Below are 23,678 nucleotides of genomic sequence, written 5' to 3'. Positions count from 1 at the left end.
GGAACTCTAGGGTGAAAATTGTGAAAGGCTAGCGGAGTCTATGCGCGGGAACCATGAAGTGGGTAGCTTCTTCGAAGCGAGCAAGCCCTGCGACTATAAAGGCAGACCTGGGCGCATTCCGTGGGAGCAGCACGGGCCGGCGGTCTACCTCGAGACTGGGCGGCAAGCCCTTCGAAGCATCGTGGAAGATCTCTGTGGGAAAGGCGTGCACACCGTATATTTGCCCGGTTTCCTCTGTGACAGCATGCTTGACCCATTTCGGGAGAGTCCCCTAGACATCGTCTTTTTCTCAATGAAGCCGAACCTCCAGATCGATCCGATCGACCTTGCCCGCCTCGCGCAGAGTTCGGAGCGATGGGGGTATGCCGTGATGATTGCCCGCTATTTCGGCCATGCGCGCGATTCTACTTACATGACTGAGATTAAGAGATTACGGGAGATGGGCGTTCAGGTCGTGGAGGACCTGACTCACACAATTTTTGACGAAACTAAATCTGAGGCGAACTACACGTTCGCCAGTTTACGAAAGCTTCTGCCGCTGGCGACTGGGGCATTCGTAACCGGAGTTGAGTCGTTTCATGATCAATCGACGAAAGTACCAGCCAGATCAATTCACGAGGAAATCTGGCAGTGCATGGACGATAAGCGACTATTTATAGACGGGGAAGCTGACAGAGGTAATTTCTACGATAGGTACATGGCTGCCAACGAGGCCTTAGAACGTGTAATTGCACCGCGAGCAATGGATGCACGGTCCATGTTGCTTCTGTCGAATCTGCCCTACTCAGAATTTGCGCGAAAGCGAGAACGCAATTACGCCATTCTGAGCGAAGCAGTTGCGAGCATCGCCGATATTCGCGTGGTCAATGATATTGATATGATGACTCCAACGCATTTGGTGGTAGCGGAGGTGCGACCAAAGAACCTAAGACAGGCTTTGGCTCGTCGCGGGATCTACTGCCCAGTTCACTGGCCTCGACCCCGCATGCTTCCCGACAGGTTGTCATGGCCGTCGGGCCACTTTTCTATTCCCATAGATCAAAGATATGACAGTGATGATATGAAATACATCGCTACGACGCTTGAGGAGCTTTGTAGGTGAGGAAAGTTTTCCTATCTGCTGACCAGAATTCCCCGTCTAAGACATTTTATGCCGAAGAAGCTTATGGTCTTGCACTGGGGCAGAGCGCTGGTGCGACCTGGTCCGTGGCTGCCGATAAAGAAGGTCTTTGGTCATTACCTGTGATGCTAGCGCCTATCGAGGGATATGGATGGGAGGCGTCCAGCCCCTACGGCTACCCAGGAATATTTGCTGATCGCTCTCTGGGCAATAAGGAAATAGCTGAATTTTGGGCCGCCACTTTAGATGCGTTGCGGGAGAATGGTGTTGTATCTCTCTTTCTTCGCTTCCCACCGTACAGCTATCCGGGATTGGAGGTTGCGGCCTTTTCTGGGTTGCCTGGTTTGGAACTCAAGATCATTTCGCAGACGATCGAGGTACCAACTGACATCGATGCTGACGGGATTTGGACTGCGATGGCGGGCCGTGCACGAACCGCAGTGAGGAAGGCTGAAAAGCTTGGTATGACTGCTCAGGTTGTTGAAGCAGATGAAAGCAGTTTGGGTAGCCATTCTAGTTTTAGGCAACTTTACGGCGAAACCATGCGACGAATAGGTGCGGCGACTCATCATGTGTATGAATCTTCTTATTACTCCACCTTAGTGAGCCGTCTCAAAGAACGAATTTATGTCGTTGAAGTGAGGAACTCTGCCGGCCGGCCAGCCGCGTGTGCCATGATCCTTACAGATGACAGAGTTGTGCACTATCATCTTTCCGGTTCAAACCCACCTGACGCACGTAGCGGCGCCAACAATCTCTTGCTCTGGACTATTCTGAGATGGGCTTCTGACCGTGGTTACAAGTCTGTTCATCTCGGTGGAGGACTGACGGCTAACGACCCCCTATTCAAGTTCAAGGAATCATTCGGTGGACATTCCCGAGACTTCACCGTTGGTCGAGTAGTTGTAAACGCGGAGCTCTACAACATACTCTCTGAAAAACGCGCACAATCTCTTGGCATCAGTTTGACCGAACTTCGGACGCGCAGTTTCTTCCCAGTTTTCCGAGCGGAGTTGTAGTATGAAAAGAATCAGCAAAGATTATCTGAGCCGAAGAGTGAGGGTCGAGCGTGTTCTTGCTGCGTTCATTCTCGTAGGCGTTTCACCACTTTTCTTAATTTTATGCCTGCTCGTAAGAGTTAAGATGGGTTCGCCAGTGTTTTTCCGTCAGCAGCGAGTTGGTCGCTTCGGTAAGACCTTCGAAATTTTTAAGTTCCGGACGATGGTAACTGATGCTGAGCGACTAGGTGGAGGATACATACCAGCCGAATTGAACCTCGTTCCTCCATTCGGACAATTCATGAGATCGACAAGCTTGGATGAAATTCCGCAGTTAATAAACATTCTTCTAGGGCAGATGAGTTTTGTCGGACCTCGCCCCGCATTGCCGCAGCAGTACGCTCGCTATACCCCGGAGCAGGCTAGACGAGTACTAGTGCCTCAGGGCATCACGGGTCTGGCGCAAGTGACTTACCGGAACGATGCGCCTTGGAGTAAGCGGATTTGCAAGGACCTGGAGTACGTCGATTCGGTAAACTTGCGCATGGACTTGAATTTGGTTGGGAAGACACTGGTTAAAGTTGTTCGCTCCGAAGGAGTTATGAATAACCAGACTGCAGCCGACGTAGATGATTTACAACCCGCCACGGAAGATACAAAATGACGCGCACACCAATGATCAGCCTTAGACCGATTGAAAGATCTGATCTCGGATATCTTCGCCTGTTAGCAAATGATCCAGAAGTTCGCGACAATGTAGTTGGTTGGGACTGGCCTTTATCAGATGCGGGACAAGAGCAGTGGTTTGAGACTTTAGCGCGCAATGAATCCACGAAGCGATTTATTATCGAATCTGAATCTGGCGATGCCATCGGGCTCACGGGATTCTGGGATATAGACTGGCGTAATCGATCTGCGATGACGGCTATTAAATTGGGTGGGAGCAAGCAAGTTCGCGGACGCGGATATGGTGTTGCCGCAATCCGTGCAATTATGGACTTCGGTTTTGTGGATGCAGGCCTCCACCGGCTTCACGCGACCATTCTTGCGACTAACGAGCGGTCTCTTGCGGCTTATGTTCGGAAGTCTGGATGGACTCAAGAGGGAATACTTCGCCAGCATATCTGGAAAAACGGAGAGTATGTCGACTTGGTGCAAATTGGGATGTTGCGTTCGGAGTTCTTAGAACTTGTACGTCTTGAGTCGACAACAGCTGAGTGACGTAGTTGGATATTCCTCCTGGATAGGGCTTCTGCAAATTCACTTTGACTGAGTCGGCGCTGGTCCTGCTCCGTGTTTAGGCTGCTGCGACGTGATATAAATAACTGTGAAAATTTTTTTGCCTTGTGGGGAAGGTGCGATGCCCGTTGATTGTGCTCATCAATTCGTGGGCCAGTGTTCCGAATGTCTGACTAACTTCGGCTCGGAACTTGATTGCGAAAGGTCGTCGGGCGCGTCAGCAGTCCGCGCAGATCTTTCTGGTCTTCGGCACTCATCACACATCTTGTCGGGCTCGGGAAGTCGAGAAGCGGAATAGTTTATGTGTGGAATCGTGGGGTATGTAGGCCGTTCAGTTGACGGTGCAATTAATGGTCACAGTGCGTTGGACGTTGTCCTTGAGGGACTGCGCCGCCTGGAGTACCGCGGTTATGACTCTGCCGGTGTGGCTGTGGTGTCTGATGGCACCATCGAGGCCCGTAAGAAGTCCGGGAAGTTGAGCAACCTGATTGGTGAGCTGGAGGCCCGGCCGCTGCCGGAGACCCTCACCGGGATCGGGCACACCCGGTGGGCCACGCACGGCGGCCCGACGGACCGCAATGCGCACCCGCACCTGGCGGACGGCGGCAAGCTCGCCGTGATCCACAACGGCATCATCGAGAACTTCGCCGAACTCAAGCTGGAGCTGCTGGAGAAGGGCGTGACGTTCCTGTCCGAGACGGACACCGAGGTCGCTGCCGCGCTGCTGGCCGACATCCTGCGCAACCAACTGGGCGGGGACCCTGCCAACGGTGGCCTGACCCGGGCCATGGAGCTGGCCTGCCAGCGCCTGGAGGGTGCCTTCACCCTGCTCGCGGTGCACGCGGACCAGCCCGACGTCGTCGTGGCCGCCCGCCGCAACTCACCGCTGGTGGTGGGCCTGGGCGAGGGGGAGAACTTCCTGGGCTCGGACGTGTCCGGGTTCATCGATTACACCCGCCGCGCGGTGGAGCTGGGCCAGGACCAGATCGTCACCATCACCGCCGATTCCGTGGCGATCACCGATTTCTTCGGCAACCCGGCCTCCGGCAAGGAATACCACGTGGACTGGGACCCGGCCTCGGCGGAAAAGGGCGGCTTTTCCTCGTTCATGGAGAAGGAAATCCATGACCAGCCCGATGCGGTGGCGCAGACCCTGCTGGGCCGGTCTGACCTGGACGGCAAGCTGACCCTGGATGAGCTGCGGATCGATCCGGAGCTGTTGAAGCAGGTCAACAAGATCATCGTGCTGGCCTGCGGCACCGCCGCCTACGCCGGCACGGTGGCGAAGTACGCGATCGAGAACTGGTGCCGGATCCCCACCGAGGTGGAGCTCGCGCACGAGTTCCGCTACCGGGACCCGATCCTGGACGAGAACACCCTGGTGGTCTCCATCTCCCAGTCCGGGGAGACCATGGACACCCTGATGGCCGTCCGCTACGCCCGGGAACAGGGCGCGAAGACCATCTCGATCTGCAACACCAACGGCTCCACCATCCCGCGTGAATCCGACGCCGTGCTGTACACGCACGCCGGCCCGGAGATCGCGGTGGCCTCCACCAAGGCGTTCCTGGCCCAGATCACCGCCGCGTACCTGCTGGGCCTGTACCTGGCGCAGCTGCGGGGGAACATTTTCACCGGGCAGATCAAGGACGTCCTGGCGGACCTGAACAAGATCCCCGCCAAGATCCAGACGATCCTGGACAACGCCGGACCGCTGCGTGAACTGGCCCGGTCCATGGCGAACGAGAAGTCGGTGCTGTTCCTGGGCCGGCACGTGGGCTACCCCGTGGCCCTGGAGGGTGCGCTTAAGCTCAAGGAGATCGCGTACATCCACGCCGAGGGCTTTGCCGCCGGTGAGCTCAAGCACGGCCCCATCGCCCTGATCGATGAAGGCCAGCCGGTGTTCGTGGTGGTCCCGTCCCCGCGCGGGCGCGATTCGCTGCACTCCAAGGTGGTCTCCAACATCCAGGAAGTCCGTGCCCGCGGCGCCCGGACCCTGGTCATCGCCGAGGAAGGCGACGAAGCCGTCAAGGCCTACGCCGAGTACGTTTTCTACGTCCCGGAAACCCCAACCCTGCTCATGCCCCTGCTGACCACCGTCCCGCTGCAGATCTTCGCCGCGGAACTGGCAGCAGCCAAGGGCTACGACGTGGACCAGCCCCGCAACCTCGCCAAGAGCGTCACCGTCGAATAGGCGTGTAGGGCTGCAAGTGCTCTGGTGCATGGGGTGTAAGAGCACGCCGTACACAAGCGGTAAGTGCTAACCCGCCCGGGAAAACAGGTACCCAATACTCGTGTCGTCATCGTTTTTTTGCCATACCTTCTAGGGCATGCAAGCAAGCACCAACGGAACATGACCAGCTTTAGGAACGAGTAGCCTCATGAGTAAAAGCGCCGCAAGGCTACAACTCGCACTGTTCGGTATACGAGGTGGGCGGCCATGGGTGTCCGAGAGCGCCTTTGTCACTCGCCAAGATGACGGCCTGTTGGTCGAGGGTTGGGTCGGGTCGAGAGTCGTGTCCATTCTGGTTCGGCCACATACCAGTGGAGAAATGTCTGAAGTATGGGACAGACTCAACGATCTGGTCAGCGCGAGTTGACTATTCTCTGCCGTTGAGAAAAGTGAGGGAGCTAAATGGTTCCTTCTAGAACTTCCTAGGGTGATGCAAACACCTCCGGTATTTCTTGCACCAAGCGCGCAATTGGAGGCCCTACAGATAGAATCGAGGACCCGGACCACCCAATGCTTTGCTGGAGGTAAAAGAAACAATGTCGAAATGGCTCGAAGTAGGCAAGGACAATTACGTACTCGTTACGGAAGGATCCCTTCTTAATACGGGCTTGGTCGTCGGCTCTGAACGCGCCATGGTCATCGACACAGGGTGTGGTCCCCGCCAGGGACGTAAGATTCTTGACGCAGTTCGGGAAAAGACGGACCTGCCTCTAGTCGTCGTCAACACGCACGCTCACTACGACCACTTCTTTGGCAACGCCGTCTTCGCCGAAACCGGGGTGACGGAATTCTGGGCGCACCAGAGCGCTGCCGCCGAGATTGACCAGCATGGCGACGTTCAGCGCCGGTATGTCCGAAATCTGGAACCTGAGATGGCAGCCGGTGACGGTGAAAACGTAGAACTCGTAGTGCCCAACGCCATCGTCAAGGACCAGCCCGTCCTGGTTGACCTTGGCAGCCTTACAGCAACCCTGTTCTACCTGGGCCGCGGCCATACCGCCGGTGATCTCCTGGTGGGAACGCCCACCACTTTGTACGTAGGAGACCTTGTGGAACAGGGCGCCCACCCCTCGTTCGAGGACTCGTATCCGGAGGAGTGGGCCGACGTGCTCCGGCATATCTCGGCGCTGCGGCACCGCTACGAGTTCCTCATCCCGGGGCATGGGACTCCGTGCAGCGACCAGTTCGTCAAAACCATGGCCAACACCATGAGCACGGCGGTCAGGCAGGCGCGACAGTCGATCCGAGACACGCCCAACGACGCCACGAAAGCCATCCCTGTCCTCCCCTACGGCCCGGAGCAGTCGCGCTGGTTCATCAAGCGTCTCCAAGAGAACTGGCGAAGCAGCCTGAGCTCCTCGTAATACACACCTCTTCAAGGAAACGTGGGGCTTGCTTCCCTAGCCCTCACCACGGCAAAGGTCGGGAACTATTCGGAGTCTGTAAGTGCAGCAGAACATCCGCAGACGGAGGCATAGGTTCTGACTTGTTTGGCCCGTGCGCGCCGCGGCCCACTATCCGCGTGCTTCTGACGGCGATAGAAGGCTGAACCAGCGTTCCGGAGGGGCCAGGCAAAGGCGTGGCCAGATCAGCGCGAAAGTGAGTCTGAGCCGTATTTTGGGCCGCTTTTTCCGTTCATTCGAGACCCATCTACCAGGACTTTAGGATTCGGACTACTTGACGTGACTTGTCAATCGCTCCGTCACGTGCTTAGGTCATAAGCAGTAAGGGTGCTGATGACCTATGGAGATTCGTGTGGCATTGACTAACTGAGCGCGTTATTCATCACTCCGCTGGTTCCCTTCCCCGTGCTGCACTAGTTGCTGTGGCTCAAGCGCTGCGCAATCCGGATCCCCGTCCATGTAGCACCCCTAACCCCACCCAGAGGTAATCAACGCTGACTATGCCGTACGTCGATATCAACCCCCATAAAGCCCGTCCTAAGTGGGCGGGCTATGCCATCCTCGTCGCCCTTCTGGTGCTGACCGCGGCTGTGGTTTCAGCCGCACTAATCCACCGCTGACCGGCGGATGCTGGGGAGGGCCGCCTGTAGAACCCCCTAGACTTACTGATTGAACCAGTGCCGCAGAACCGTTTGCCGAAACGTCCGGGGGGACAGACATGCCAGATCCGGCTGATCAGACTGCAGGCGCCCCAGCAGAAGATGCAGGGCAGCCGCAGCTGCGCCGACGCCGCGACCTTCGTCGTGCCGACGGCTCAGTTCAGGATGCCTGGACAGGAACCATGCCAGCCGTAACGCCCAACACCCCCAGCTCCAGCGACGCCGGGAAGCCGGTTACGCGCCGTTCCTCCTGGGCGGAGGCAGCAGCGGCGGCCGACGCCACCAAGCCCTCGCGCGCACCTTCGGCTCCGGCCTCGCCTGTGTCTCCTTCCTCTTCTGGGACTCCTGCTCCGGCCCGGCCTGCCGCTGCACCCATTGCTTCCGTGCCTCCCGCTGGTTCCGGCTCGAGTGACATAGCTCCTGAAGCAGCCGTGCCCCCGTCGGCCCCTCCTGCCGAAACGCCCACTTTCCGCCGCAGCCGGCCCACCGTGGCCAACACGATCGCGGAGGCACCGATGCCGGACTTCATCAGCTCGCCCGGCCTGTTCGTCAAGGAACAGAAGCCCCGCCCGGTTGGTGGTTTCCGCGGCGCGCTGTACAACCTGACTGGCGGCGCTTGGAACCTGGGCCCCGGGCCGAAGCAGCGCCAAGAGGACGAGCTGGCCCGCCGCATCTCCCGGCAGCTCCAGGGCAGTTACAACACCGCGATCCTGAGCCTCAAGGGCGGCATTGGCAAGACCTCCACCACCGTCGGCGTGGGACTGACTCTGGCCGCATACCGCGGTGACGCGCCCTGCGCCATCGATGCGAACCCGGACTCAGGCGATCTGGTGGAACGCGCTCTGGGCGAGGGCATCTACCAGCAGTCCACGCCGCGGACCATTTCGGACCTGCTGGAGAACCTTGACTCCATCGATTCCCTGACGTCGCTGGCCCGCTACATGCACCACGCCGGCCGACTGCACCTCATTGCGGGGGAGCAGGACCCGGAGGTCTCAGACTCGCTGACGGCGGAGGAGTACCGCCGCATCCGCAAGCTCATCTCCAGCTACTACTCCGTGGTCCTGACTGACTGCGGCACCGGCGTGACGCACAACGCAATGAGCGGGATCCTGCAGTCGGCCGACAACCTGGTGATCGCCGCCGGCTACGCGGTGTCCGGCGCCAAGAGGGCCCGCAGCACCCTGCAATGGCTGGCAAGCCACGGCTACGAGGACCTGGCCCGCAACGCGATCGTGGTGATCACGGACAAGGACGAGGTCTCCTCCCGAGTGGACAAGGACGCCATCGAAGAGCATCTGGCCGGCATCTGCCGCGAACTCATCGCCGTGCCGCACGACCGTGGCGTGGCCGACGGGGATTTGGTGACCCTTGATGTGCTGAAGCCGGAGACGCGGCGGGCGTACAAGGAGATTGCTGCTGCGATTGTGGACGGGTACCGGTAAGCGAATTTCCTGCACGGCGCATAGACGATTCCTTTGACGGGTATCGCGCCTCAGGCTTCCGGTAGTCTCTTGGGGTGTCTCAGATCCTCACAAAGCCCTTGAAGCCAACGAAGTCGTTCTACGAACGGGTTGGCGCGCTGCTGCTCTTGTGTGTTTTCCTTGCTCTCTTGGCCGGAAGATTCACGCTGGGGCGAGTAGGCTCTGGCCTCCCCGACTTTGATCTGCGCCTCGGCTTTCTCTACCTACTGTTAACAGGGATTGCCGTCTGGATTGCAGGCGGGCACGGGTACTTTCCCAAACCACTGAAGGTAACCGGCGCCGGATTCTTCATAGCCTGGGCGTTTTGGCTCTTGTTCTCCAGCGTGTGGGCTCCGGACGGCGCCAGAGTAGGAGATGCCTTCCTCGACATTGTCCTCCTGATTGCCTTCACGCTAGTTGCTTGGGGCCTCATGAGCAGGCTCTCTGCCGAGAGCACAGCAAGGATCTGGAAGTGGATGCTGGTGGCCGCGGTGATTTACTTCGCTTTGGCAATGGCCGCGGGGCCTGGCGCCCAGGGCCGATACGCTGCGCCCGGCGGTGGTCCTAACGTTTTCGTCAGGGTCATGGTTCTAGGCGCCATTGCCGCCCTGTACTTCACTAGCACCAGGAAGAAGGCGATCTACTTGCTGCCGGTTCCGCTGTTTGCTGTGGGTGCTGCTTTGTCGGGCAGCCGGGGCGGGCTGCTTTCTGCCGCAGTGATTTTGCTCGTCTTCAGCATTCCCATTTGTCGGCAACTCGGGGCGAAGCGCGTAACAGGTCTGCTCGTCATCGGTGTCATCGGCGTTTGGATCTTCGCATCTACGAACCCGAAGATTGTCGCATTCGTGCAGGACCGCTTCCTGGAGCAGACGCTGGTGGAAGGTTACAGCTCAGGCCGGGACACCATCGCCGAAGACGCCCTTCGCCTCTTCGGACAGAGCCCGATTACAGGCGTCGGGCTGGACGGGTATTACGTACTCCAGGTTTCCCCCGAAACTTTTGAGTACCCGCATAACCTGGTGATCGCCACGATGGCTGAGACGGGGATTGTTGGCCTTGTATTCCTGCTTGGTGCGCTGGTTACGGTGTTCGCTGTGGTGGTGCGACACCGTCCAATCCCAGCCACCGTCCTTTACGCCGCCGGGGCAGGTTTCTACCAGTTTGTGGCTGGGTTGTTCTCAGGCGACTACTACGACACACGAATGATGTGGTTCTTCCTCGGGCTTGCCGCGGTTGAAGCGGGCCGCCGCAAAACTGGCGTTACCGCTTCCGGAGAAGGAACAGTAAGCCAACCTCGGAGACTCGGCATCGCAGCATCAGGAGCCAACCTTTACCGGTCCTATTAGCTTCCCAACTGGGCCAGCACGAACACGCTAACCTAGGCCGCTGCAATCGATGCAGAGCGGCTATCGCTTGTGGGGGCATCGTGGTCCACCCGGCTAGGAGGACATATCCATCGAGATCGCCGAACTCGGCGGCTTTCCGGACGGACGGTGGACGGGGCACCCTCGCCAATGATGCTGGCGGCCTGGGAGTCGAACTGCCGTCCGTCAGGTGGGAAGATACTGTCCCCGCGCCCTTGTTCACGGCACGGCTTGCCCCCTCCGCGTCCATAATGCCCTTGATCGCCAGGTTCACCTTAACCGGGAACGGAGCGTGGCAAGTCATCTCGGTTGGTGCCTAGGTTCTTACTGGACGCCATTCAGTTGTTCATCTAACCCATCCGCAGCGGACGGCCGCCAATCTGGTATTGACCGTGTGTCGTCTTCCACCCGGTCACCCCACCGCCCCAGCCGCACGGGCCGAGAGGGGTGGAGCAATCCGATGACGGCGGCGTAGCGGCTTGGACAGCTCCGGGTGCAGGTCTCGTTCGCGCTCGCAGGACAGCCTCGGGTTCAATGCCTTGTACATGGCCAGTTCCGCGAAGCGGCGTCACTCACGCTAAATTCTCTGTATTTTAAGAGCATTGCCGCCGGCCAGACGTCAGCGGGATCTAAGTGTACTTGCGCGGAATTTTCCTCACGTCACGCTGGACTCGCCTTCAGTGTCCCTCCGTCGGCAACGGTAAGCCGGTACCGCGTGCCGTCAGGCGACGTGAGAATAACACCGGTTCCCATAGTTGGCAGCACAATGTCACCGGCCGCTGAAACCCGTCCATCGGCGCGGACGTCGAAGTACGTTGCACCTCCGCGTATGCCCCGGAAAAACGAGCTAGCCGGCCGCTCGGTCTCGGCTTGAATGGTTACGGGCGTCCCGGTGGTGCTGGCAATATCGGCCACGACCAAGGCCGGCGTCTGATCTCCCGCATTCGTGACGCGCTCGAATCGCCACGAGCCTGTGGGCGAAGCCGTTGCTGACGCCGTCCTGCTGGGCACTGACGAGGTGTTGCCCCAGTGAGTGGTGCGTGTGCCTGCATCATTGACGGTGTACGGGCCGAATATCAGCGGTAAGAGGACTTGGAAGTCGCGGACGTTCGGGCTGGTGACGTTCCATGCCGTCGCGTTTCCCTCGAACCTTTCCCTCGAACCTCGCGAACGAGATCACACTGTTGTCCGCCATCGCTGCGGAAGTCGCTGTTACTCGCACGCCGCTACCGTTCGCCTCCAGCGTGCCGGCGACCCAGTTGGTGTTGTTCGAGTCGACGATGTCCAGGCCGATATCACAGGCGTTCGCCCGACAGCCAAAGAATTTGGTGGCATTGCTGCCCTTGGCTTCCACCTTGAATCCGATGCCGCAGGAAGAAGCTGTCACGTGTTCCATGTGGTTGTATACCGCGCCTCCCGAGATAGGGGAGTGGATACGAACACCAATACCGAACTGCCGAACCACGACATTCTTGAATGAGGCATCTGTAACGGAATCTAGAGAGATGCCTACCGTCCCGGTGGCCTTGCCGGGGCCCTGCAACTGAAGGCTTTCGAACTGCGGGTAGAACGACCGAACACCAGCGGTGCTCGGCGCGAATGCTGTGCCTGTCCCGGCGTATGTGAGTATGGTCAGGGACGATCCGGCCCCTTGCACAACAGTGCCGTACGGGTATGAGGCATCGTCCGGCAGCGAGAAGGAACCTACGCCCATGACGATTTTCGGGCGGCTTCCTCCGGCTGCTGCGATGGCGGCACTAACACTAGCCTTGGCCGATGCGAGTGTCAGGCCGTCATTGGTGTCCTTGCCGCGGGGAGTGACGAAGAAGGTGACCTCCGGGGCGGTCGGCCGTCCTACAAACGTCGCGGGAAGAACACCATTGGGATCTAAATCCGCGGTCTCGATGCCGCCCTTGATGGTCGCTGATAGGTCGGGCAACTGGCCGGAGGGGATCCTCGCTCCAGCGTCCAAGGTTCCAACCCCAGATGCTGCACCCTTTTCCGCCATCGGGACGTAATCGGCTGCAGAAGGTTTGCCTGTCGCCGCGTTCGCTGGAATAGGGCCTAGGGTTGCGACGGCCGACGCGACAGTGATTGCCGTTACGAGTGTGCCGAATCGGAGCAAACCGCGCCGCTTCATGGCGCCAGCTTCCCGTCCTCCAGTTTTTGTCATAGTGCCTTGACCTCCAGAAACCAACTGCAATGACAAGACGCTAATTTCCGATCCGGGGTCTGGGACACCGTGGGCAGTACTCAACTTATTCCTCGCTGAACAGGGCAAATACGCGCCCTCGTACTCGGTTTGGTCGCTGCCGATACTGGAGTGGGTTAATCTCAACGGCTGCCAAGGCACTCCGCAGCCACGGCGCGCTGTAGGCCACCACCGCGAAAATGCTTACCGCCAGCACAAGCCAGAACAGCGCACTGCCCAGCCGCCGTCAGGAACGGCGCGTTGATATCGGTCCCCTTCGGCAGCCCAGCAAATGCCCACAGCGGGAGTGAAGTGCGCCAGCGCAGCACCAGCCCGTACTAGAGTCGTTTACTGGGAGTAAATAAGGCTGGTGGCTAGTCCGATGACATCGTACGTTCCGAACGAGCTGCTGTCCCGCCTGGTGGGGCAGCGGCTGTACGCGGTGGAGTTCGTCCTCAACGACTACGTGCAGTTCCGCTTCGATAAAGACGAGGCCCCTGGCCACGTCACGTTCAACACCTACGTGTGGCCCGTTGTCCGGCAGGACGGGCGTGTCTGGCGCGAGCAGGAGCTGGGCTACGCCGATACCCTGCGCCGGCTGGCCCCCGGCACCGTGATCTCAACGACTGAAGAGACGGGCTCAGGCATCCACGTCGAGCTCGACACCGGCACCATCGTGATTCACCCTGCCAAGGAAGAGATCTTCGTCGAGATTGCCGAACTCAGCGGCTTCCCGGACGGGCGGTGGATGGCCTGGCGTCCCGGCGAGGACAGCTTCGAAGACCTGGCGTAGTACAGCATTCCCCAATACCGCGAAAGGCAGGGCCCAGCGCGGGCCCTGCCTTCAAGGTTTTCGTCTTAACCCCCGTGCACCGGAACCTGGACAAACCGTGACAGGTACTCCATTAGGTCGCGGATCCCAAAACTCCAGGCAGGGAGGTCCTCGGCGGTGCCCGTGGTGTTGATCAACGACCCCAGTTGGGCGCTGTGGATGGTGACCCGGTCTCCGTCCTTGTGCGTGAACCCCAGGCCCGGCGTATCGCGGTCCTGGCTGGGGGCAAAGAGCGTGCCGGTGAACAGGGCGAAGCCGTCCGGGTACTGGTGGTGCCTGCCGTAGGCGGCCCCCACCAGTTCCTCGAAGGGCCTGCTGATCCGGGACAGGCTGTTCTGCCCGTCCAGCCGGTAGCCGTCGGTTCCCTCCACGGTCAGGGTGATGTCCTCGCTCCGCAGCGACTCGAGGCTGAACCGGTCGTCGAAGAGGCGGATAAACGGGCCGATGGAACAGGACGCGTTGTTGTCCTTGGCCATGCCCAGCAGGAGTGCGCTGCGTCCCTCCACATCGCGCAGGTTCACGTCATTGCCCACGGTCGCCCCACGTACCTGGCCGCGGGAGTCCACGACCAGGACCAGTTCCGGCTCCGGGTTGTTCCAGCTCGAAAACGACGGGATGCCGATCCGGGCCCCAAACCCGACACTCGAGAGCACCGGGGCCTTGGTGAAGACTTCCGGGTCCGCGCCGAGCCCCACCTCCAGGTACTGGGACCACATCCCCTTGGCCGTCAACACCTCCTTGACCTGCCGGGCCTCCTCGGAGCCTGGACGCACGCTGGCAAGGTCTGAGCCAAGGACAGCCAGGACGGACTCACGGACGGCCGCGGCCTGGTGGAAGTCACCGCCGCACCGTTCCTCGATGACCCGCTCAATCATGCTGTCAACGAACGTCACGCCGCAGGCTTTGACCACCTGCAGGTCCACCGGGGCCAGGAGGTGCGGGCGTTCCGTGTCCTGCGCCAGGGACGCATCGATCAGGGCAGCGAGGTCCCAACTGGGCGACTCGCGGGTGGCAGTGATGAGCCCCGCCGGGTCATCCAGGTCCATAAGCTCGGAAACGGTACTTACGTGGGCAGTGTGGTCGAAGACGTCCTGTCCGCTGATGGAGACCACGCGCGGCCCACCGGTCTCCGGGTCCCACACGCGCCCCACCAAAAGGGCCTTGTCCGCATCCGCGGGCAGGACCTGGTCTGCACTAACAGTCGTCATCGTGTTTCAGCTTTCTGTGAGGCAGGCTGGTGGATTCCGTCCACCCGCCGCGTGATGTTCCAGGGGTTGTCATCCCGCAGGGCAGGCGGAAGCTGCTCCGGGGCGAAGGAGTCATAGGCAACCGGGCGCATGAACCGTCCGATGGCAGCCGTCCCCACGGAGGTGGTGGACGCGGCGGTGGTGGCGGGGTAGGGCCCACCATGCTGCTGCGCGTAGGTGACGCTGACTCCCGTCGGCCAGGCGTTCCACACCAACCGGCCGCTCCGTTCCCGCAGCACCGTCAGCAGGTCATCGAGCTTTTCCTCCGGCTCACCCTGGACAGTGGCCGTCAGCTGGCCCTCCAGCAGGGCGGCCAGTTCGGTGAGGTCTGTTCCGGGACGATACCGGATGAGCAGGGTGGCGGGGCCGAACATCTCCTGCTCCAGCAGCTCCGGCTGTGCCAGCACTGCCTCCGCGGTGGTGGCCAGCACGGTGGGCCGGGGAGCTTCGGCGTCGTCGCCCTTCACCAGCACGTCCACGCCCTCGGCGGACCGCACCTTGTCCAGCGCGGCGTCGAAACCCTCGCGGAGCTTCGGGCTCAGGAGCGGTGCCAGGCTCTTGGACTCAAGCTCCTGCTGCAGCAGGGCTGCCACCTCGTCCGTATCCTCCACCGGCGCGAACAGCAGCCCCGGCTTGGTGCAGAACTGCCCCATCCCGGCAGTGAAGGATGCGGCATAGCCCGAAAGGATCGCGTCCCGGCGCACGTCCCAGGCCTGCTCCGTGACGAATACGGGGTTGATGCTCCCCAGCTCGCCGTAGAAGGGGATGGGGGTGGGGCGGCGGCTGGCCCGGTCGAAAAGCGCCCGGCCGCCCGCAGTGGAGCCCGTGAAGCCAATCGCCTTGGTCAGCGGATGGTCAACGAGTGCCTCGGCTGCCTGGCGGCCCACCACGGCGGAGAAAAGTCCCTGCGGCGCTCCTGCCGAAGCAAGGGCCTCCTCGACGAGGGCCGCCGTGCGCAGCGCCAGCTGCAGGTGCCCTTCATGGATCTTGTGCACCACGGCGCAGCCGGCCGCGAGGGCGGAGGCGGTGTCCCCGCCCATCACGCTGAAGGCAAAGGGGAAGTTGGAGGCACCGAAGACGCCTACGACGCCGAGGGGCACGTTGACCCTCCGGAGGTCCGGACGGGGGCCCATTCCCCAGTCCTGGTCGGCGTGGTCAATGATGGCGCCCAGGTGCTCGCCGGCAAGGATTTCGCTGCGGAACAGGCGCAGCTGGAAGACCGAGCGCTTCAGTTCGAAACGCAGCCGGCCCTGGTCCAGGTGGGTTTCCTGCTCTCCGAGGCCAACGAGCTCATCCGCGTTGGCTTCGAGGGCGGCGGCGATGGCCTCCAGCCAGGACCCGCGGACCTGCGGTTCCACGTCCCGGGCCTGCTCGTAGGCCGCGTGCGCGGCCACTATTTGGTTCTCGACCTGCTCTGGGGTGGTGTGCATGTTGTTTCCTCCTGGAATCATCTTTAGTTCCAAATTCCTGCCTTGTCGAACAATGTGCGATATTTCGAACGGTGCGCGTAGACTGGAAGCCGCGCTAAGCCAACGCGCCCCCAACGAAAGGACTCCACGTGCCCCGCTTGACCCCCGCCGTCGTCAGGAGCCTCGACGTCCTGGAGCTTTTCATGGACGCCCGCCACGGGCTCTCCGCACCCGAGGTGGTGCAACGGACCGGCCTTCCCCGGACAACCGTCCACGAACTCCTCACCACCCTGACGGAGCGCAAATACCTCCGCCGGGACGATGCCACTGCCACCTACCACCTGGGGCTGAGCGTCTTCCGGCTGGGCAACGCGTTCGCCGAACGGCTGGACCTGCACGCCGTCGGGCTGCGCATCGCCCAGTCCGTGGGCAGGGAGTGCGACGAGACCGTCAATGTGGGAATGCTCGACGGCGCGGACGTGGTGTACATCTGCAAGGTGGACAGCACCCAGTCCGTGCGCATGGTCTCGCGCATGGGGGGCCGGCTTCCGGCAAGCTGCACCGCCGTGGGCAAGGCCCTCCTGGCGTACCTGCCGGACGCCGAACGCAAGCGCATCTTCACAAAGGGCCTTGCCAAACTGACCCCCAAAAGCATCACTGAACCCCACGCACTCGCCAACGTCCTGGACGAGATCCGTGCCTCCGGGCTGGCCTTCGAGTCCGGGGAGTCCACCCCGGACGTTTCCTGCGTGGCCGCGCCGGTCCGGGACCACACCGGCGCAGTGGTGGCGGCCCTGAGCATCTCCGTTCCGGACATGCGCTGGAACCAGCGCCCGGTGGAGGAATGGTCGGCGCTGGCGGCCGACGGCGCCGCCCGCCTGAGTGCCGAGCTCGGCTACCGCTGACGGCCGGGGGAGCGGGGCGCACCCCTGGCGGTCAGCCGGCCAGCGCCACATGATCGCCCGAAATGCCGGCCGTGGACTTGACGCCCAGCAGCTGCATGGACCGTACGTACTGGGAGCGCAGGATCTTCACGGCCTGGGCGGCGCCGCGCTCGCCGCCGGCCATCAGGCCGTAGAGGTAGGCCCGGCCCACCATCGCCGCATCCGCACCCAGGCCGACGGCGGCCAGGATGTCACTGCCGGACATGATGCCGCTGTCGATCAGCACCGTAGCGTCCGGGCCCAGGGCCTCGCGGACCCGGGGCAGGATCTTCAGGATGGTGGGCGAGCGGTCCAGTTGCCGCCCTCCGTGGTTGGACAGGACCACGCCGTCGCAGCCCAGCTCGAAAACTCGTTCCGCATCCTTGACGGTCTGGATGCCCTTGACCAGCAGCTTGTGCGGCCACACTTTACGCAGCCAGGCGATGTCCTCGAACGTCAGGGCGGGATCGAACACCTGGTCCGCCACCTCTGCCGAGTTCCCGCCGAAGCCCCGGAGTGACGCGAACTCGATGGGTGGGGTGGTGAGCTTGTCGAACCACCAGGACGGGTGCAGGGCCATGTCCGCAAAGGTCTTCGGCGACAACGTGGGCGGAATGGTCAGGCCGTCACGCAGCTCCCTGACGCGGGCGCCGCCAACCTGCGTGTCCACGGTGACCATCAGGACGTCGTAGCCGCTGGTGAGCACCCGCTCCAGCAGGCCCTCCGTCTTGCTCCGGTCCTTGGCGATGTAGAGCTGGAACCAGTTGTTCCCTTCGGGCACCGCCTTGGCGAGGTCCTCCACGGTGGTGGTGCCCACCGTGGAGAGGGTGTACGGGATGTTGTTCCGGGCTGCTACCCGCGCAACTGCCTTCTCGCCGTCGTTGTGCATCATCCGCGTGTAGCCGGTGGGCGCCAGGACCAGGGGGAAGTCGATGGTGCGGCCAAAAAGCTTCGTGGAAGGATCGGGATCCGAGACATCACGGAGGACTGCCGGTGAGAACTCCACGTCACGGTAGGCCTGCCGGCACCTGGCGATGGTGATCTCTTCTTCGGCGGCGCCGTCCGTGTAGTTGAAGACAGCTTTCGGCGTGGTCTTCCGGGCCATGGCGCGAAGGTCCGCGATGGTGAACGCCCGGGCAAGCCTTCGCTGCACGGGATCCAGCTCGAAGCTCCGGAACTGGACAAGTTCGCGGATCTCGGACCACTTGGGCAGTTGACGGTCCTCCATGGGGAGTAACCCCTTTCACGTTCGAAATTTAGTACAAAGGTCGGCAAGCTGGCACTGGTGAGTCTGGCAGTTTGGCGGTTGGGGCCCGCGGCCGCTGGCGGCTGCATCGCCGCTGGTGCAGGCATTACCATCCAAATTCCGGTTCAGCGCTTGACGGTCCGGGGTGGTATCCCTAGACTCCTTTGTGTTCCCGATCACCCTACCCCAGCGAATGCTTGATCGCCACATCGACCAACGTTCGAAATATCGAACACAGAACTTGCCAAGTTGCGAGACCCACAAAGCAGTGGGCTTTCGAAAGGACCCCCAATGTCAGCAGTCCCCAACGCCGCTGCGCCCAGCGGCGGACGGATCGTCCTGCGCTCCGCCCAGGACGTCACAGACCTCATCAACAGCGGTGCCCTCAAGACGGGCAAATCGTTCGCCATTACCCTCATCGCCCTGGGCGGCATCTTCCTGGACGCCTACGACTTCACCTCGGTGGCGTTCGGCCTTCCCTATATCTCGAAGGACTTCCACCTGACCCCCGAGATGCTGTCCGTGGTGTCCGCCTCGATCATGGTGGGCGCCCTCGTCGGATCAGTCTTCGGCGGGTACTTCGTGGACAAGCTGGGCCGGTTCAAGGTGTTCATGGCGGACATGGTCTTCTTCGTCGTCGCCGCCATCGCCTGCGCCGTCGCACCGGACGTCTGGACCCTCATCATTGCCCGCTTCATCATGGGCGTGGGCATCGGCGTCGACTTCCCCGTCGCGTTCAGCTTCCTGGCCGAATACGCTTCCCGGAAGAAGAAGGGCGGCACCGTCTCGCTCTGGCAGCCCATGTGGTACGCCGCCGTCGCCTCCACCTTCGCGCTGCTGATCCCCGTGTACTTCCTCTTCCAGGGCATGCAGTGGCCGGAAAACCAGATGTGGCGCATCGTTGTGGGCTTCGGTGCCGTCCCTGCCATCCTGATCATGATCTTCCGCCAGAAGTACATGGCGGAATCCCCCTCCTGGGCCGCGCAGAACCTGGGCCTGCATGAAGCAGCCAGGATCCTCAAGCGGACCTACAACGTGGACGCCGAAGTGGCGGAAGACGCCGTGGATCCCCGTGCCGAGCGCAAGCAGTTCCAGATGACCCTGACCCAGGCCTGGGGCAAGCTCGTGGGCAAGAAGTACCGCGGCCGTACCGGCCTGGCCCTGGTCATCAACGCCGGCCAGTCCATGGAGTACTACGCCGTCGGCTTCTTCGTGGGGCAGATCGTGCTGGCCATGCTGCACACCCAGAACGTCATGACCAACATCGTGTCCTCGCTGATCCTCAACCTGGCCTTCGGCGTCACCGGCGGCTTCATCGGTGCCCGCCTCTCCGGCAAGATCGGCCCGCGCAAGCTTTCACTCCTCGGGTTCTGCGGCACCTTCACCTGCATGATCATCGCCGGCAGCCTCAGCAACGTCGAAGGCGCCTGGTCCTTCATCGGCGCCCTGGTCATCGGCCTCCTGATCTTCTGCCACGCAGCAGGTCCCGGGGCCCAGGGCATGACCATGGCCACCATGTCGTATCCCACGTCCCTGCGCGGTGCCGGCACCGGCTTCACCCAGATCGGCATCCGCCTTGGAGCGATCGCCGGCCTGGTGTTCTGGCCCCTGGCCACCGCAGCCTGGGGAACCAAGGCGCTGCTGGTACTCGCCGTTGTGCCCGCCATCGCCATCGTGGTGATCCTGGTCAACAAGTGGGACCCGCACGGCCGCGACATCGACGCCGAAGACTACGAGGACGCGTCAGTGGCAGCCGTCAGCGCAAACCGCTGATCCCGGTGCCCGCAACCCCTACAAACCCTGAAGGACAACCATGAGTGCCATCACTGGCGTAATGCCGGTAGCGCCCACCATTTTCGCCGACAACGAGGAACTGGACCTTGACGGCCAGCGCAGGGTCCTGGATTACCTGGTGGACGGCAAGTCCGACGCCGTCTGCATCCTGGCCAACTACTCGGAACAGTTCTCCCTGACCGACGGGGAACGCGAGCAGGTGCTCCGGACCACCATGGAGCACCTGGACGGGCGGCTGCCGGTCTGCGTTACCACCAGCCACTTCAGCACGCGGATCGCCCGCGAACGCAGCCTGCGGGCCCAGGAGCTTGGCGCGGAAATGGTGATGCTCATGCCGCCGTTCTTCGGGGCCACCATGAAGGTGGACGACGACGCCGTGGTGGAGTACTTCAAGCGCGTGGCTGATGGCCTGGAGATCGACATCATGATCCAGGACGCGCCGATGAGCACCACACCGCTGTCCGTCGGCCTCCTGGCCCGGATCGCCAGGGAGGTGCCCCAGGTGAACTACGCCAAGATCGAGATGTCCCAGGCCGCGGACAAGCTCCGCGTCCTCGGCGCCGCGGCCGGGCCGTCGCTGCCCGGACTTTTCGACGGCGAGGAGGCCATCACGCTCATCCCGGACCTTGAAGCCGGGGCCCTGGGCACGATGAGCAGCTGCATGGTCCCAGACCAGCTGGGCCAGATCGTGCGGGATTTCCACGCCGGCGAACGGGACAAGGCGATCCACGCCTGGGAAGACCTGCTTCCGTTCATCCACTTCGAGAACCGGCAGTGCGGGCTGCGCGCCACTAAAGTCCTGATGAAGGAGGGCAACATCATTGCCAGCGACAGGACGCGCCATCCGGTAGGGGAGCTGAACCCGCACACCCGCGCGCAGCTGGTGGAGATGGCCAAGCGCAAAGACCCCCTGATCCTCCGCTGGGCGTGAGGATCAGGGGATGCAGGAAGAGAAAAGGACGGGCATGCCGCGCATACTAATAACCGACTACGAATTCGAGTCGATCAGCCAGGAGCAGGCCGTGGCAGACGCCAACGGTGTTGAACTGGTCCGGGCCAACTGCAGGACCGAGGACGACGTCCTGGCGGCTGCGGCCGATGTGGACGGACTCATCGTCCAGTACGCCCCCATCACCGAACGCGTCCTCAAAGGCCTGCCCCGCCTGAAAGCCGTCAGCCGGTACGGGGTAGGCGTGGACACCGTTGACGTCCCAGCCGCAACCGAATGCGGCGTGGTGGTGTCCAACGTGCCCGACTACGGTGTGGAGGACGTCAGCGACCACGCCATTGCCCTGGCCCTGACGCTGGCGCGCGGCATCCCGGACCTGGACAGGGGAGTCCGGGCCGGGGAAACCCGGCTCGACTCGGTCAAGCCGATCCGCCGCTTCTCCTCACAGACCTTCGGCGTGATCGGACTGGGCCTGATCGGGGCGGCCACCGCAGCCAAGGCCAAGGCTCTGGGCTACCGCGCCCTGGGCTACGATCCCCTCCACACTCCGGGGACCACCACCAAGGAGGGCATCGAGGTGGTGACCTTGGAGGAACTGCTGGCCGCGTCCGACGTCGTATCTTTGCACGTGCCGTTGAACAAGCACACGCACCATCTGATCAACGCACGCACGCTGGAACAGTTCAAGGCAGGGGCCACCATCATCAACACCTGCCGCGGCGGGGTTATTGACACTTCGGCCCTTGTTGACGCGCTGAAGAACGGAAAGCTGCAGGCAGCAGGCCTGGACGTCTTTGAGGAAGAACCCCTTCCCCTCAACAGTGCGTTGCTGGACCTTGAGCGCGTGGTGCTGACACCGCACACCGCCTGGTACACGGAGGAGTCCAGTGACGAGTTGAAACGGCGCACCGCGGAGAACGTGGTGGATGCCGTCCTGGGCCGCCGGCCCCGCAACATCGTCAACCCCGAGGTCCTCAACTAGCCACCCCCGGTGCCCGCCGGAGCGGGGCCAACAGTAAAGGCAGAAACATGAACACACCGATTGAACTGATCGCCAACCCGCGGCTTTCCGCGGACATGGGACTGCTGGTCCTGCATCCGGAGGACAACGTTGGCACTGCCCTGGGGACGGTTCCCGCCGGCGCCTCCGTCGCGGTTGCGGATGGTGAGGTGCTGTGCACGGATGAGATTCCCAATGGACACAAGGTGGCATTGCGGACCATCGAGGCTGATGAACCGGTCCGGAAATACGGGCAAATCATTGGCTTCGCGGGGCGCCAGATCCGGCAGGGCGAGCATGTCCACGTCCACAACGTGGCATACCGGGAGTTCGACCGGGCCGGCCAGGCGGGCACCGCGCTGCGGACCACCGAGTTTGTGCCCGAGGATCAGCGGGCAACTTTCCAGGGGTACCGGCGGAGCAACGGCTCCGTCGGTACCCGGAACTACATCGGCATCCTGACGTCCGTCAACTGTTCCGCGACGGCGGCGAAACTCATCGCCTCCCGGATCGAGAACAGCGGGGTCCTGGACCAGTACCCAAACGTGGACGGCGTGGTGGCCCTGACCCATTCGTCGGGGTGCGGCACCGGAGGCGACGGCAATTACGGCTTTGAGGTGCTGCGCCGGACCCTCCACGGGTACGCGAACCACCCCAACTTCGCCAGCATCCTGGTGCTGGGGCTGGGCTGCGAAGTCAACCAGATTGCCGGCCTCACCACCGGGTGGTCGCTGAGCCCTGACAAGTCGATTTCCAGCATGACCATCCAGGCGCAGGGCGGCACCAAGGCCACGGTGGCCGAAGGCGTGCGGCGCATCGAGGAACTGCTTCCCGAGATCAACAAGTCGCAGAGGACAACCGTGCCCGCCTCGGAACTCGTCCTCGCCATGGAGTGCGGCGGCTCGGACGCCTTCTCCGGCGTTACAGCGAATCCTGCCCTGGGCGCCGCCGCGGACCTGCTCATCAGGCACGGCGGCACCGCGGTATTCGGCGAAACCACGGAAATCTACGGCGCCGAACACCTGCTCACGTCCCGTGCCGAGTCCCAGCGTACGGCGGACAAGCTCATGGAACGCATCCGCTGGTGGGAACAGCACGTTAGCCAGGACGGGTCGTCGATCAACAACAATCCGTCTCCCGGGAACAAGGCCGGCGGCCTCACCACCATCCTGGAAAAGTCCCTGGGAGCCGTGGCGAAGGGCGGCACCACCAACCTGGTGGACGTCGTGGAGTACGCCGAACCGATCACCGCCCACGGCCTGGTCTTCATGGACACCCCGGGATACGACCCCGTCAACGCCACCGGCATGGTTGCCGGCGGCGCCCAGGTCCTGGCATTCACCACCGGCCGCGGTTCCGCCTTTGGCTGCAAGCCCACACCGAGCATCAAGCTCGCCACCAACACCCCGCTGTATGAACGCATGCGGGACGACATGGACGTGAACTGCGGGGCGGTGGCGGACGGGCAGTTGACCATCGAGGAGATGGGGCAGCAGATCTTCGACCTCATCCTGGCGGTGGCCTCGGGCCAGGAAACCAAGAGCGAGGAACTGGGCTACGGGGACAACGAGTTTGTCCCGTGGCAGCTGTCCACCGTTCTCTAGGCGC

The 23,678-nt window shown here is 62.1% G+C and carries 19 protein-coding genes; 14 read left to right on the top strand and 5 right to left on the bottom strand.

Going from position 1 to position 23,678, the window contains the following annotated elements; all coding sequences use genetic code 11:
• The first annotated feature begins 40 nt into the window (after window positions 1-40).
• The 6 genes from JCQ34_RS14830 (at window position 41) to JCQ34_RS14805 (ending at window position 6,954) form a co-directional block, all read left to right on the top strand.
• On the top strand, window positions 41-1,102 hold the full coding sequence (locus tag JCQ34_RS14830) for a hypothetical protein (protein WP_286398617.1): 1,062 nt from the start codon (window positions 41-43) through the stop codon (window positions 1,100-1,102).
• A complete protein-coding gene (locus tag JCQ34_RS14825; RefSeq protein WP_286398616.1) occupies window positions 1,099-2,139 on the top strand; it encodes a GNAT family N-acetyltransferase in 1,041 nt (346 codons plus the stop codon). Before JCQ34_RS14830 ends, JCQ34_RS14825 begins: the two co-directional genes overlap by 4 nt.
• Before the next feature lies 1 nt (window position 2,140).
• Window positions 2,141-2,782 carry a sugar transferase gene (locus JCQ34_RS14820; RefSeq protein WP_286398615.1) on the top strand — a complete coding sequence of 214 codons (642 nt, stop codon included), beginning with the start codon at window positions 2,141-2,143 and terminating at the stop codon, window positions 2,780-2,782.
• On the top strand, window positions 2,779-3,339 hold the full coding sequence (locus tag JCQ34_RS14815; RefSeq protein WP_286398614.1) for a GNAT family N-acetyltransferase: 561 nt from the start codon (window positions 2,779-2,781) through the stop codon (window positions 3,337-3,339). Before JCQ34_RS14820 ends, JCQ34_RS14815 begins: the two co-directional genes overlap by 4 nt.
• Window positions 3,340-3,658: 319 nt before the next feature.
• Window positions 3,659-5,551, top strand: a complete 1,893-nt coding sequence (glmS, locus tag JCQ34_RS14810) for a glutamine--fructose-6-phosphate transaminase (isomerizing) (protein ID WP_286398613.1) — start codon at window positions 3,659-3,661, stop codon at window positions 5,549-5,551.
• Window positions 5,552-6,126: 575 nt separating this feature from the next.
• The gene (locus JCQ34_RS14805) at window positions 6,127-6,954 is read left to right on the top strand and encodes an MBL fold metallo-hydrolase (RefSeq protein WP_286398612.1); all 828 of its coding nucleotides are present in this window, start codon (window positions 6,127-6,129) and stop codon (window positions 6,952-6,954) included.
• Between the two features lie 858 nt (window positions 6,955-7,812).
• Here the strand turns inward: JCQ34_RS14805 and JCQ34_RS14800 are convergent.
• Window positions 7,813-8,067, bottom strand: coding sequence for a hypothetical protein (locus JCQ34_RS14800; RefSeq protein WP_286398611.1), 255 nt, complete (start codon window positions 8,065-8,067; stop codon window positions 7,813-7,815).
• 73 nt (window positions 8,068-8,140) lie between these two features.
• Between JCQ34_RS14800 and JCQ34_RS14795 the strand changes: the two genes are divergently transcribed.
• Entirely contained in the window at window positions 8,141-9,097 is a 957-nt protein-coding gene (locus tag JCQ34_RS14795) for a MinD/ParA family ATP-binding protein (RefSeq protein ID WP_286398610.1), read from the top strand.
• Window positions 9,098-9,171: 74 nt separating this feature from the next.
• Entirely contained in the window at window positions 9,172-10,461 is a 1,290-nt protein-coding gene (locus tag JCQ34_RS14790; RefSeq protein ID WP_286398609.1) for an O-antigen ligase family protein, read from the top strand.
• A 1,069-nt stretch (window positions 10,462-11,530) separates the two neighbouring features.
• Here the strand turns inward: JCQ34_RS14790 and JCQ34_RS14785 are convergent.
• Window positions 11,531-12,619 (bottom strand): hypothetical protein, encoded by a 1,089-nt coding sequence (locus tag JCQ34_RS14785; protein ID WP_286398608.1) that lies wholly within the window; start codon window positions 12,617-12,619, stop codon window positions 11,531-11,533.
• A gap of 433 nt (window positions 12,620-13,052) precedes the next feature.
• Between JCQ34_RS14785 and JCQ34_RS14780 the strand changes: the two genes are divergently transcribed.
• On the top strand, window positions 13,053-13,463 hold the full coding sequence (locus JCQ34_RS14780; RefSeq protein ID WP_286398607.1) for a hypothetical protein: 411 nt from the start codon (window positions 13,053-13,055) through the stop codon (window positions 13,461-13,463).
• A gap of 65 nt (window positions 13,464-13,528) precedes the next feature.
• On the opposite strand, the gene JCQ34_RS14775 is transcribed toward JCQ34_RS14780, so the two are convergent.
• Together JCQ34_RS14775 and JCQ34_RS14770 are read right to left on the bottom strand one after the other, a co-directional pair.
• The gene (locus tag JCQ34_RS14775) at window positions 13,529-14,710 is read right to left on the bottom strand and encodes a fumarylacetoacetate hydrolase family protein (RefSeq protein WP_286398606.1); all 1,182 of its coding nucleotides are present in this window, start codon (window positions 14,708-14,710) and stop codon (window positions 13,529-13,531) included.
• A complete protein-coding gene (locus JCQ34_RS14770; protein WP_286398605.1) occupies window positions 14,707-16,179 on the bottom strand; it encodes an aldehyde dehydrogenase (NADP(+)) in 1,473 nt (490 codons plus the stop codon). The genes JCQ34_RS14775 and JCQ34_RS14770 overlap by 4 nt, the downstream gene beginning before the upstream one ends.
• A 128-nt stretch (window positions 16,180-16,307) precedes the next feature.
• Here JCQ34_RS14770 and JCQ34_RS14765 point away from each other — a divergent pair, with 128 nt between their 5' ends.
• Window positions 16,308-17,063, top strand: a complete 756-nt coding sequence (locus JCQ34_RS14765) for an IclR family transcriptional regulator (RefSeq protein WP_286398604.1) — start codon at window positions 16,308-16,310, stop codon at window positions 17,061-17,063.
• 31 nt (window positions 17,064-17,094) lie between these two features.
• Here the strand turns inward: JCQ34_RS14765 and JCQ34_RS14760 are convergent, their stop codons facing one another.
• Complete coding sequence (locus tag JCQ34_RS14760; RefSeq protein ID WP_286398603.1) at window positions 17,095-18,309, bottom strand: alpha-hydroxy acid oxidase; 1,215 nt, start codon at window positions 18,307-18,309, stop codon at window positions 17,095-17,097.
• Between the two features lie 309 nt (window positions 18,310-18,618).
• Between JCQ34_RS14760 and JCQ34_RS14755 the strand changes: the two genes are divergently transcribed.
• The 4 genes from JCQ34_RS14755 to JCQ34_RS14740 are packed head-to-tail and all read left to right on the top strand — an operon-like array spanning window position 18,619 to window position 23,674.
• A complete protein-coding gene (locus JCQ34_RS14755; protein WP_286398601.1) occupies window positions 18,619-20,100 on the top strand; it encodes an MFS transporter in 1,482 nt (493 codons plus the stop codon).
• A 40-nt stretch (window positions 20,101-20,140) separates the two neighbouring features.
• Window positions 20,141-21,052 (top strand): dihydrodipicolinate synthase family protein, encoded by a 912-nt coding sequence (locus tag JCQ34_RS14750; RefSeq protein ID WP_286398600.1) that lies wholly within the window; start codon window positions 20,141-20,143, stop codon window positions 21,050-21,052.
• Window positions 21,053-21,086: 34 nt separating this feature from the next.
• Window positions 21,087-22,052, top strand: coding sequence for a C-terminal binding protein (locus JCQ34_RS14745; protein ID WP_286398598.1), 966 nt, complete (start codon window positions 21,087-21,089; stop codon window positions 22,050-22,052).
• A gap of 47 nt (window positions 22,053-22,099) precedes the next feature.
• On the top strand, window positions 22,100-23,674 hold the full coding sequence (locus JCQ34_RS14740; RefSeq protein ID WP_286398596.1) for a UxaA family hydrolase: 1,575 nt from the start codon (window positions 22,100-22,102) through the stop codon (window positions 23,672-23,674).
• Window positions 23,675-23,678: the final 4 nt, after the last annotated feature.

Origin of the sequence: Pseudarthrobacter defluvii, from assembly GCF_030323865.1 — a bacterium.
GTDB classification, from domain to species: Bacteria; Actinomycetota; Actinomycetes; order Actinomycetales; family Micrococcaceae; genus Arthrobacter; species Arthrobacter sedimenti.
Note: the sequence above shows the minus strand (reverse complement) of the source record. Positions and strands in the feature narration are given on the sequence as shown.

Bases quoted from the DNA above. Each gene is read 5' to 3' on its own strand.
- JCQ34_RS14780 (WP_286398607.1), top strand. From the start codon at position 13,053: ATGACATCGTACGTTCCGAACGAGCTGCTGTCCCGCCTGGTGGGGCAG.
- JCQ34_RS14830 (WP_286398617.1), top strand. From the start codon at position 41: ATGCGCGGGAACCATGAAGTGGGTAGCTTCTTCGAAGCGAGCAAGCCC.
- JCQ34_RS14740 (WP_286398596.1), top strand. From the start codon at position 22,100: ATGAACACACCGATTGAACTGATCGCCAACCCGCGGCTTTCCGCGGAC.
- JCQ34_RS14770 (WP_286398605.1), bottom strand. From the start codon at position 16,179: ATGCACACCACCCCAGAGCAGGTCGAGAACCAAATAGTGGCCGCGCAC.
- JCQ34_RS14820 (WP_286398615.1), top strand. From the start codon at position 2,141: ATGAAAAGAATCAGCAAAGATTATCTGAGCCGAAGAGTGAGGGTCGAG.
- JCQ34_RS14760 (WP_286398603.1), bottom strand. From the start codon at position 18,309: ATGGAGGACCGTCAACTGCCCAAGTGGTCCGAGATCCGCGAACTTGTC.
- JCQ34_RS14785 (WP_286398608.1), bottom strand. From the start codon at position 12,619: ATGAAGCGGCGCGGTTTGCTCCGATTCGGCACACTCGTAACGGCAATC.
- glmS (WP_286398613.1), top strand. From the start codon at position 3,659: ATGTGTGGAATCGTGGGGTATGTAGGCCGTTCAGTTGACGGTGCAATT.
- JCQ34_RS14800 (WP_286398611.1), bottom strand. From the start codon at position 8,067: ATGTCACTCGAGCCGGAACCAGCGGGAGGCACGGAAGCAATGGGTGCA.
- JCQ34_RS14815 (WP_286398614.1), top strand. From the start codon at position 2,779: ATGACGCGCACACCAATGATCAGCCTTAGACCGATTGAAAGATCTGAT.
- JCQ34_RS14750 (WP_286398600.1), top strand. From the start codon at position 20,141: ATGAGTGCCATCACTGGCGTAATGCCGGTAGCGCCCACCATTTTCGCC.
- JCQ34_RS14805 (WP_286398612.1), top strand. From the start codon at position 6,127: ATGTCGAAATGGCTCGAAGTAGGCAAGGACAATTACGTACTCGTTACG.
- JCQ34_RS14775 (WP_286398606.1), bottom strand. From the start codon at position 14,710: ATGACGACTGTTAGTGCAGACCAGGTCCTGCCCGCGGATGCGGACAAG.
- JCQ34_RS14745 (WP_286398598.1), top strand. From the start codon at position 21,087: ATGCCGCGCATACTAATAACCGACTACGAATTCGAGTCGATCAGCCAG.
- JCQ34_RS14755 (WP_286398601.1), top strand. From the start codon at position 18,619: ATGTCAGCAGTCCCCAACGCCGCTGCGCCCAGCGGCGGACGGATCGTC.